The sequence below is a fragment of the Segatella copri genome (genome assembly GCF_009495355.1).
Classification (GTDB): domain Bacteria; phylum Bacteroidota; class Bacteroidia; order Bacteroidales; family Bacteroidaceae; genus Prevotella.
On the sequence record NZ_VZAD01000040.1, the window covers coordinates 73,237 to 84,049 of the forward strand.

General features: G+C 46.0%; 8 protein-coding genes. All 8 read right to left on the minus strand.

Translation table 11 applies throughout. The features are described 5' to 3' along the window. Positions 1 to 21: 21 nt before the first annotated feature. The 8 genes from F7D20_RS04930 to susD all read right to left on the minus strand — a co-directional run bounded on the left by F7D20_RS04930 (position 22) and on the right by susD (position 10,742). Entirely contained in the window at positions 22 to 2,697 is a 2,676-nt protein-coding gene (locus tag F7D20_RS04930) for a 4-alpha-glucanotransferase (RefSeq protein ID WP_158463090.1), read from the minus strand. Between the two features lie 109 nt (positions 2,698 to 2,806). Further along, a complete protein-coding gene (locus F7D20_RS04935) occupies positions 2,807 to 4,135 on the minus strand; it encodes an MFS transporter (protein ID WP_158463091.1) in 1,329 nt (442 codons plus the stop codon). Between the two features lie 26 nt (positions 4,136 to 4,161). After that, complete coding sequence (locus F7D20_RS04940; protein ID WP_158463092.1) at positions 4,162 to 5,187, minus strand: LacI family DNA-binding transcriptional regulator; 1,026 nt, start codon at positions 5,185 to 5,187, stop codon at positions 4,162 to 4,164. A 564-nt stretch (positions 5,188 to 5,751) separates the two neighbouring features. Next, positions 5,752 to 6,027: a type II toxin-antitoxin system RelE/ParE family toxin gene (locus F7D20_RS04945; protein ID WP_158463093.1), complete on the minus strand. Its 276-nt coding sequence runs from the start codon at positions 6,025 to 6,027 to the stop codon at positions 5,752 to 5,754. Next, a complete protein-coding gene (locus tag F7D20_RS04950) occupies positions 6,024 to 6,230 on the minus strand; it encodes a hypothetical protein (RefSeq protein ID WP_158463094.1) in 207 nt (68 codons plus the stop codon). The genes F7D20_RS04945 and F7D20_RS04950 overlap by 4 nt, the downstream gene beginning before the upstream one ends. 173 nt (positions 6,231 to 6,403) lie before the next feature. Further along, entirely contained in the window at positions 6,404 to 7,804 is a 1,401-nt protein-coding gene (locus F7D20_RS13055) for an Outer membrane protein SusF domain-containing protein (RefSeq protein ID WP_228114104.1), read from the minus strand. Between the two features lie 17 nt (positions 7,805 to 7,821). After that, positions 7,822 to 9,012 (minus strand): SusF/SusE family outer membrane protein, encoded by a 1,191-nt coding sequence (locus tag F7D20_RS04960; protein WP_158463095.1) that lies wholly within the window; start codon positions 9,010 to 9,012, stop codon positions 7,822 to 7,824. A gap of 38 nt (positions 9,013 to 9,050) precedes the next feature. After that, positions 9,051 to 10,742, minus strand: coding sequence for a starch-binding outer membrane lipoprotein SusD (gene susD, locus F7D20_RS04965; RefSeq protein ID WP_158463096.1), 1,692 nt, complete (start codon positions 10,740 to 10,742; stop codon positions 9,051 to 9,053). Positions 10,743 to 10,813 lie beyond the last annotated feature (71 nt).

Below are 10,813 nucleotides of genomic sequence, written 5' to 3' on the forward strand. Positions count from 1 at the left end.
CATAACGTGCAAACGTTTGCATTAGTTTCTTCCTGACTGCGCAACAAGCTCTGTCACACTGTCCATAAATTCCTTGTTAGCCGCCAGATCCTCTATGCTGAGGTGCATACGATAGCGCCAGTAATGCTTAGGATTGGCAGGGATATTGATACGCTCGGCATTGGCATCGGGCAAACGAAGATGCTCGTTGATGGCAAGCCAGTCCTGAATGCTCAGAATGCAGAGCATAGAGGGCGATGTGAGATGGCGCGAGATGATATCCTGCGCGAGCCATCCTGGCAGCGGATGAGGTGCTGGTCCTTGGCGATAGAGCATCGTATTATAATACTCTTGCGTGCGCTGAATGTTCTCGTCCCACCACTGGCGAAGCGTAGGCATATCGTGACTTGAGATGGTACAAACCGAACGATAAGGATTGCGGCTCAGATGCCCAAACTTCACACTTGGATCCTTAGGCATACTTTGCAACTCAAGTCCCAACATCTTCAATTCGTTCATCACCCATGGCACACAATCTGGCACCATACCAAGGTCTTCGGCACAAACCAACATACGGGTAGCCTGAACCAACTTAGGCAACTTCTTCATCGCCTCCTCGTACCAGAACTGGTTGTTGCGACGATAGAAGTAATCGTTATAAAGACGATTGAACGCAGCCTTGTCATTGTCATAAAGTGATTCGAAGATAAAGTCGAACTGAGCAGAGATACGTGGGTGATACAATCCCGGATTACGATGGTCGCGAACAAAGAGTACATCGCTGATCAGAGCATAGAGTCCGTCGCGAAGCCATATTTCCTTCTCATCGGTCACTCCCTCAAAGAGAGCCTCCACCTTTATCTGGGTATCCACCTCTGCCTTCAACTGATAACGCTCATCATCCAAACGGTCCAGATACTTTTGCTTCACCTCGTCAGCACGCTCATGGAACATACGGTCGAGCACCCAGTCGGTGATAAATGGACGGGTGAATCTGTCCTGCTGGAAGTTAAGACCATACGAGCGAATCTCGTCAGCTGTCATGCCGAGTGCAGGAGCAAACTGTCCGAGCAGACCATGAACAGAGTCGATAGGAATCTCCCATATACGGAAGAAGCCCAGCACGTGGTCGATACGATAAGCATCAAAGAACTTCGACATATTCTGGAATCGACGTGTCCACCACTGACAGTCGTCTTTCAGCATCTCATACCAGTTGTAGGTAGGGAATCCCCAGTTCTGACCATTCACAGAGAAATCGTCAGGTGGAGCTCCTGCTTGTCCGTCGAGGTTGAAGTACTTAGGCTCTGTCCATACATCACATCCAAAACGGTTCACACCGATAGGAATATCACCCTTCAGGATGACTCCCTTGGCCATGGCATGCTCGTGAACAGCCTTCATCTGTGTGTTCAGCACAAACTGTACGAAGTAGAAGAACTCCACCTCCTTGTAGGCCTTTGTTCTTGGGTTGGCCAGTGCCTTGCGGTCTTTCTCGTCCCAAGCATTGTGGTCGGGCCACTTCGAGAAATCAGCAGTGCCATACTTGTCGCGCAGACAAGAATATTGTGCATAAGGCACCAGCCACTGTTCTGTTTCCTGAAAGAATGCCTGATATTCGGCACTCTTCATCATCTTTTCACCTTCCTGATTGAAGATTTGGTGGAGGTACGTTATCTTGAAATCATTTACCTTTTCATAATCTATCTGGGGCAGGGCATTGAGCTCTGCTCTTGTCTTCTCAGCCTCAGCACGAGCCTTGGCATCCTCAAGCTCGGGCAGAGCCTGCAGGTCGGCATACTGTGGATGAATGGCAAACACGCTGATACAGCTGTAGGGATAAGAGTCTGTCCAGGTGTGAGTGATGGTCGTATCGTTGATAGGCAACAACTGAAGCACCTTCTGTCCAGTCTTTGCCACCAGGTCGATCATACTCTTCAGGTCTCCAAAGTCGCCTATACCCGCACTCTTCTTGCTGCGAAGTGAGAAAACAGGAACCAATGTTCCGGCAAACTTACGGTTCCAGCGCTCCAAGAACGACTGGCTCAACTCGTAAGATACAACCGAACCGGCCTTCATCTCAGGGATTTCCACACTACGGTTGTAACCTGTTTCCCATGCTTCGGTGCTCTTCTTGTCGTTCAGTGCTACAAACTTAAACTCCAAGTAATTGACAGCCAAAGCCTCGGCATTGATATCCACCGTCCATTCATTGTACGCCTGTTCCACCATAGGCACAGCACGCTTTACGTCCCAAGCTCCTACAAGAGGATCAGAACCTATCAGTACCAGGCGCTCACCATCTCTCAACTGCGGAGCACGAACTATCAGTCTGATGGTCTTGGCAAAGGTATTATCCTTCACCTCTGCAAGCTGCTGATGGTTGACACAGTCGGTGAAGGCGCTGCTGTAGAGGTAAGAATCCTCAGGAATGTCATGCCAGTGATCATAGATGGTATAATCATTGGCACGCTCGGCTGTCACATTCAGCTGATGCTTCACCACCTGCCATTCCTTCTTGATACAAACGCCATCACGTTCTACACTATAATAATAGGTAATGTTTTTAGTCTTGGGAGTCACATCCAGATCGCACGACCAGTGAAGCCCGTCTGTAGTTCCCAAGCTGTTATGAACCTCTTCGTTGTCCATGTTCAGGTTCAAGACGAGATTCTCGCCATAAACCGTTTTGTATTCTATATTAAAACGAAACACCATAAGGAATTATAAGATTGTTATTTATGGTACAAAATTAGTCATTTCTTACTATATACAATTAATTTCTTGCACAAAAGATGCCAAAATGTTGCGCAATCGGTTGCGCTTATTATGCTTTTTGCGTCACATGCTTTTCCTTGATGATGGAAACAGCCAAAGCTCCACATATCAGCAGCACACCTGCCACTATCATCATGTCACTCTGGTGAGAGCCTACCACCCACAATACGTGTCCGCCACAAAGAGCTGCCACAATCTGAGGAATACAGATAGTGCCGTTGAAGAGTCCGAGGTAAGCACCCATGTGTCCATAACCCTGCAAAGCATTGGTGACAAAGGTGAAAGGCATCGCCAACATAGCTGCCCAGCCAGCACCAATCATCAGGAACGGAACGAACTGCAGGTACTTGTCGTGCAGGAATGGGATAAGAGCAAAGCCCACACCACCGATAATCAGGCTGACCGCATAAGCCATCTTGGAACTCTTGAACTGGGGAAGCACTACCACCCACAGCACACTGCCCACAGCCTGAACGGCAAAGAGAATGCCCACCCAGTCGCCGGCATCCTGGAATGCCTTGGTGCTGGCATCGGTAGTATTCCATACGGTCTCGGCAATGGCACCCGTTGAATAGTTCCACAGATAGAGGAAGCCTGCCCAGCAGAAGAACTGCACCAGTCCCACCTTCCAGAAGGTAGAGGGAGCGTTCTTCAGAAGGCTTATCCAGTCGGCCTTGCCTTCTTCCTTCATCTCAGCATCTTCGGTAACTCCATTATACTTGGCGTATTCCTGCGGATTCCACTCCTTCACCTTCATCGTGGTATAGATGACACAGAGGATAAGGATGGCTGCACCCACATAGAACGACCAGATCACAGAGTCGGGCACAACACCTTTCTCGGCATAGTTTTTGATGCCCAAGAAGGCAAAAAGGAAGGGGAATATATAACCGGCTATCGAACCCGCATTGCAGAGGAAACTCTGAATGGAGTAAGCCTTCGTCTTCTGTTCTTCATTCACCATGTCGCCCACCAACATCTTGAAAGGCTGCATCGCCATATTGATGCTCGTATCAAGAAACATCAGGGCTATCAATCCAAAAATCATCGCACCGCCAACCGTCAGGCCAAACGAACCGGCATTAGGCAAAAGACACATCACCAAGACAGCCAGCGTAGCTCCCACAAAGAGATAAGGAATTCGTCGGCCGAAACGGCACCATGTCTTGTCGCTCAAGGTTCCGACAATGGGTTGCACCAGGATTCCCATCAGTGGAGGGAGAATCCAGAAATAACTCAGATTGTGTGGGTCAGCACCCAACGTTGCAAAGATTCGGGAGATGTTGGCGCTCTGAAGAGCGTAGGCTATCTGTACCCCGAAGAATCCGAAACTCAAGTTCCAGAGTTTCCAGAAACTCAGATTAGGTTTTGTCATCATATTTTTTATTGTTTTATTGATTTTCTTTATCTTGTCGTACCACGAACCACGAGTTTGGTTCTTATCACTCTCTTCTCCACCTCATTCATCGGGATAGAGCCTTCCACCTGTCCGATAAGGATATTGACAGCCTCCTCTCCTACTGCCACTCCTCGCTGGTCGACGGTAGTAAGCATAGGATCGCAAGCCACGGCTCGCTGACCGTTGGTGAATCCGCAGACACTGATATCCTCGGGCACACGGAATCCCATACGTTTCGCAGTATAAAGAATACCGATGGCTGTATCATCATTCACCGCAAAGAAAGCATCCGGTCTGTTTTCCATCTCCAAGAGTGCAGGCGTAATCGCCTCTGCCTGTCCCCTGTTGTCACAGATTTGTACGTGGGAGGGTATTTCTTCCAAGCCATGCTTCACCAAGGCATCATGATAACCATTATATCTGTTCTTGGATATTTCAAGGTTCATGGGCGAGCCATAGAAAGCTATCCTCTTGCAGCCAGAGTCGATGAGATGGGTTACAGCCGTAAAGGCACCCATGTAGTCGTCCACCACCACGCGCGAACAGTTCACGCCTGTACAGATTCTGTCATAGAACACCAATGGCACACCATTGTCCATCAATCTTTGGAAATGCGCATAGCGCATGGTATCCTTCGCCTGTGAAACGATGATGCCGCACACTTTATTCTTATAGAAGTCCTCGCAGATTGCCACTTCCTTGTCATATCGCTCATTGCTCTGCGCCACCATCACACGATAGCCACGCGCACTTGCCTCCTCCTCGATACCAGAAAGCACAGAAGAAAAGAAATAATGGGCAAACTCAGGAATGATAACACCGATGACCTTCATGGGCTGTGTCCTACTGTATCTGAGAGCCTCACCAATTACATTGGGACAGAAGTTATGCGCCCTGGCAAACGCCTGTATACGTTCCTTCTGGGCTGTACTGATACGAGGGCTGTCCTTCAAAGCTCTGCTCACCGTTGCGATAGAAACGCCCAGCTCGCGAGCAATATCTTTCATTGTTATGATTGTTTTCTCATTCATAGGTTGTTAGTGTTGTGTGCAAAATTATGCAAATCTTGCCAAAGTAGCGCCTTTTGCTTGACTTAAATCAAGAAAATTACATGCAAACGTTTGCACAATAAAAGCAAAAGTACAACAAAATCTCTAAAAAACCAAATGATTATAAGGAAATCAACTTCCCTTAACTTCCACATTTGCGAAAGTTCAGTATAGAGCCCACTTAAAAAAGTCATTTTTGATAATTTCTTCATATGAAACCATCTGATAATCAAATGGCATGTTGTAGGGAAAAGAACCAAAAACTACTTTTTAAAGTGGACTCGTAGTTGAAGTTTCGCAAATTTTGCCCCACACGCCCTGAAGGGGCAGAAGCTCTTAGCCCAGGGCATCGCCCTGGGTTGTTTGGGGCGGTAACCTGTCGCCCTGTAAGGGCAAAAGCTTTAAAACTCCAGGCAATATATAAAGCTGTTGCCCTTACAGGGCGCATTGCTGATTGCCATTATACCCAGGGCGATGCCCTGGGCTAAGAGCTTTTGGGCCTTCAGCCCGTACTTGAACCACATGCGAAAGTTCAGTATATCATAGTCAAAACAAATCGCTATGAGTTCCATTGTTGAGAAACAGCAAAGTTAGTTTTTCATCGTTTTGTTCCCATAGCATCAACCAATCTGGAGTTATGTGGCATTCCCAAATGCCCTCCAGGTTTCCATGAAGTTTATGCGATTTATATGATGGAGGTAGTTTACCATCATTAGCTAATTTCTCTACAGCTTTTTCTATTAAAGTAGGATCTAACCCACGTTTCACTCCTTTTCGCAGAGACTTTTTAAATCTGTTTGTAAAGTCAATAGAGTATTTCATTCCAAGCACTGTTTGATTAAATCGTGAGCATCTTTTGCATGAAATACTCTGCCTGCTTTAACATCTTCCATGGCTTCTTTAATGCCACTTTTCTTTTCGGCTTGAATAACCCATCCAAACTTCTTTGCCAGTTCCTTTAATAACTTGAAATCAACTTGCGGAACAGTTATAGTTGTTGTTATATTATTTATAGTTACATCCATATTGTTTTATTTTTAATGTTATTTCTAATTTCCCGCAAAGATACGACTTTTCCTTGTAACTTCCAAGGTTTTTGGGAAAAATACTTGAAAAGGATGAGGAGAAAGAAAAAAATAGGCGACTCTCGGAATTGAGAGCCGCCTATAATTTTAAGTTTATTTGATGAAGTAAATGCTTACTTCTTAGTCATCACACATTTAGCAAAGCCTTCAGCCCAAGCATAAAGCTTGATGTCGTAAGTACCTGCTTCTACAGTGATGTTTCCACCATTCTTTGTTGTGAGGTTATCTAATTCTCCACCCCAACTGAGAGCCCAATCGTCGTTGGCGCGGAACTTAATTTCACCAGCACTCAATGTGATGTTCTTAACTTCCCAGTAGCCATTAACTTCCTTGGTATCCTTATTATAAGGAACGTAAGTCATATCTACGTCTGAATCCCAACCATTAGGTGATGCGCTACCAATGATTCCAATAGATGTAATAGGAGTCAGAGTGTAAGTTCTCTCAGATAAGTCAACATCTACCTGATAGTAACCTTCAGGTTCTGTCATTACTATGTTACCAGCATCAGGTGCTGTGGAGAAGTTCTCACCATAGCCAGTACCACTCCAGTCTGGCGCTGTTGTGAACTTAAATCCGTTCTGATTGAGGTACATGAAACCTGTGAAGTGTACACCATCATCACCTGCGAGATAGTCATATCCATCCCAGCCGTTAGCATCGCCCTTCATATAGAGGATAGGCTTGCCTACAGAGTAAGACAGGTTGTTCATGTCGAGAGTTACAATCCATGTACCAGCACCTGCAATAACCATGGACTGTGGAGTACCCCAGCTGTCGCCAGTATAATAGATTGTACCAGAAGCATCTGCGCTACCGTCTTTCTCGCAACCCATGACACCTTTGTTGATGACATCCCAGTTGTTGCTTTCGAACTTGCTGCCTTCGTAGAACTTGAAGTAGTTCTTGTCTTTCTCTGTGGTGACCTTGAGCTGATAAACACCATCAGAAACTTTGGTCATCCATACAGGGCTTTTTGCATCCCAGCCATTTCCGTTTACTTCACCGAGCATGTAGTAGCCATTCTCGTCGATAGCAGGAGTTGGGGTTGGCTTAAGTTTACCTGTAGTCTTACCTACGGTATTGATGGTAACAGCATCGCCTGATGCCAAATTGACAGAAACCTTTGACTCAACGTTGATGTCACGAGCAACGCTTGCGCGTGATTTATTCTGTTTGCAGAGAATCTTCTCCAATTCGGTTGCATTTACCTGAATGTTGTTGCCAATGATTTCGCCGCTTTCAATAGCCTCACCATTTACTTTCAAGTCTATCAGTGTGTAACCTGAAACATTGGCATCTGTCGAGTTGACTGTGACGAGGTTGATGACTCCGTCTTCGTCAGGCATATTACATTCTGCTTCAGGACCCGCTGTAAAGGTGATACCATATTTGGCAGCTGAGGCTTCCTGTGGATTGGTCTGAGGATTAGCCCAATCGTCGTAGTCGCCGTTGCAGCTGGCAAGTGATACACTTGCCAAGACTGCTAAGCTATATAAAAATGTCTTTTTCATTTTGCTTTCATCTTAAATTATCTAACTTCTGCTTTATTTGTATCAAAGTTGACATACAACTTCTTGCCAGGGGCGGTAGTTACAGAGTAATCAGGACCCATGGTCTCAGCCCAGTTGTTTGGCATATCATATTTACGCCAGAACACTTCGCCATTGTGAACAGTGAACTCTGTACTATACCAGTCGAGGCTACCGACCTTGACAGATACGCGAAGCTCTGTGCTGGCAGTGAATGCAGGAGATACCCATTCGCCATTTGGATCGTCTGGAGGTGTCAGAGCTGTATCATCGGCAAAGCCCCAATCGCTTTGACCAATACAAGCACCAATCAGGTATACCTGAGTCTTGTAAACAGTCAGTGTCCAGTTGATATTCTTCTTGTCTTCAGTGATTTTACCCTTGAAGTGGAGAGTGTACCAACCTGCGTTGGCTACCTTGATATTTTGTTCCTTACCTTCAGTGATACCAGCATCGGCTTTATCATCGATGGTGATGCGGTCGTAGCCACGGTAGTCATTGTTTTCAGTACCCCACTTGAACTCACCACCTGCAGGCAAGTAAACGATACCATAGTAGTTGCCAGCTACACCTTGTACCTGTGGAATAGGCTTCCAACTCTGCCATGGAGTCTGGATAGAGCTACCTATCAAGTAGAGATTATCGGTGAACTTCGCATCAGGAGCCTGATAGACAGCCTTGACAGAAGGCAGGGTAATAACATTTGAGAAAGTTTCTCCTAAATAGGACGATGCTGCAACGCGAATCACACCACGAAGACGAATGTAAATTGGCATATCTTCGGGAACACTTGCATCTGGATTGGCAGCCTTGAAGAGTGATACCACAGCATCGTTTACTTCGGAAGCTATGTATTCCAATCTGCTTGCATCTGAGGATGGTGTTGCCAACTCAACATGAGAGGCTGTAGCATCGCTGACAAATGCAGGGTCGATAGATACCTGTGCATAGTACGTCACAGAGTAAGGCACTCCACCATAATTTGGCTGAGAGCATGTCAATACCAAGCTTTTTGCACTGGAGAGGTCGTAGGTATTGTTTTCTGCAAGAGCAGGAGTGTTCAATACAAATCCATCCGCAAGATGACTCAGGTCCAATGTAGGGTTGCTGTCTCTGTCTTCATCGCAGGATGTAAAGAGCAAAGGGAGTACCAATGCCGGCAGCAACATGAATTTGAATATTTTTTTCATAATTGATTTCTTTTAAATTAAATCTTGTTTCCTAACAATTAGTATTTTGGGTTCTGTGTCATGTTAGGGTTGTTCTTAATCTCGTCGCCAGGGATAGGATAGATATTGCATTTTGCTGGAATACCTTGACCATTTTCAGAACCACCCTTGAAACTCCAGAGATACTTAGAACCTGTGAACAAGCCAAAGCGAACCAAGTCGGAACGACGGCGGCCTTCCATATAGAACTCACGGCACCATTCATCGATAAGGGTCTGCTCATCTACTGATGAAGCTTTTATCTGACGATTGGCACGGTCCTGAACCTTCAGGATGTCTTCCAAACCATCCTGACTGCCGTTGAGACGATACTTGGCTTCTGCACGGGTCAGATAGATTTCTGCCAAGCGGAACACAGGGAAGTCGGTATCTGAAAATTTCTGATGGTGCTGTGCTGTACCGTCTGCATGGAGGTTGGTCCACTTAACGAAAGACGCACCATTCAGAGGGCCTGTAATAGCATCACCTGGTGTTAGAGTACGTACCTTGTCACTGCATCCACCGATACCCATATAGAACAGGGCGCGGTCGTCTTTAGCCTGTGCCACTACGTCGGCAGTACTGATACCTTTTTCGTTATCCTTTGCAATCACCTGATCTTTTGATGGATTGGACAAAAGATCCTCATCGGTAGCCTTAGGAATATCCCCGTTAGGGAAGAACTTCTTTACCAAGTCTACACGTGCAAACAGACACTTCCATGGGTCACTTGTGCTTGCATAAGGCATGCCAGATATGGTAGAAGCATTTACGAGGTATGAAGTTCCTGCATAAGCGCGAGTCTTTACACCATCCTGACGGATAGGGAAGATAATTTCCTTCATGGCCTCTGGGTTGCAGTCATTGTCGCCCATGAACAACTGCTGGTAACCGCTGTAACCGTTCTTTTCTGCACGGCAAAGATTGTATTTACCTTCGCCTTCACCTACGTTGTTGAGAATCTTGTCGCAATAATCGATAGCCTTCTGGTAGTCCTTTACCTGACCATCGGTATAAACGGCAGAGTTAAGAGCCAAGCGGGCATGGAGAGCATAAGCTGCACCACGGTCAGCACGCCCGAAATTCTCACTATTATTATAAGCACCCACCTCAGCCATCAGAGGCTCGATGGTAGTCAGCTCATTATCCAACCACTCGTAGAGTTCCTTGCCACTTTTCTCGGTAGGGAGATTGTTGTCGAAGGTATCCTTGAAAGGAGCCTTGCGATACAGGTCAAGGAAATAATAGTAGTTCAATGCACGGAGGAAGCGAACTTCTGCGATCTTATCCTCACTCAGGCTACCAGACTGCTCAGAAATAAAGAAGTTGTACTGGTTGATGTTATAACTGAGTCGTTGATATGCCCAGTTAACACGCACATTATTCTTGTCCCAATCCATGGTGGTGATTTGAGCAATACCATCATTTTCCTGATAAGCCCACAAAGTTTCGTCTGTCATCAACTCTTCCAGGTTGAACACTGTACGGATAAATCCGGTTTCACCCTCGTTGCCACTTATATCTGCTAAACCATCAGGACCTTTCTGACCTGTAAGACCAAGGGTAGCATACTGCTTAGCCAAGAGCCCCTCTACCGTATATGTTTGGTGATTAAGTGGGTCAACCGACTTGATGTTCAGTTCGTCTGCGCAAGAGACAAAGCCCATGCACAACATACTTGCCATTGCAGTCTTTATAAATATCTTTTTCATAATTGTCTCCTTTTTGTATTTTAGAAGTTAAGATTCAAACCAAGTTGGAAGCTTATTGGACGTGGGTAAGG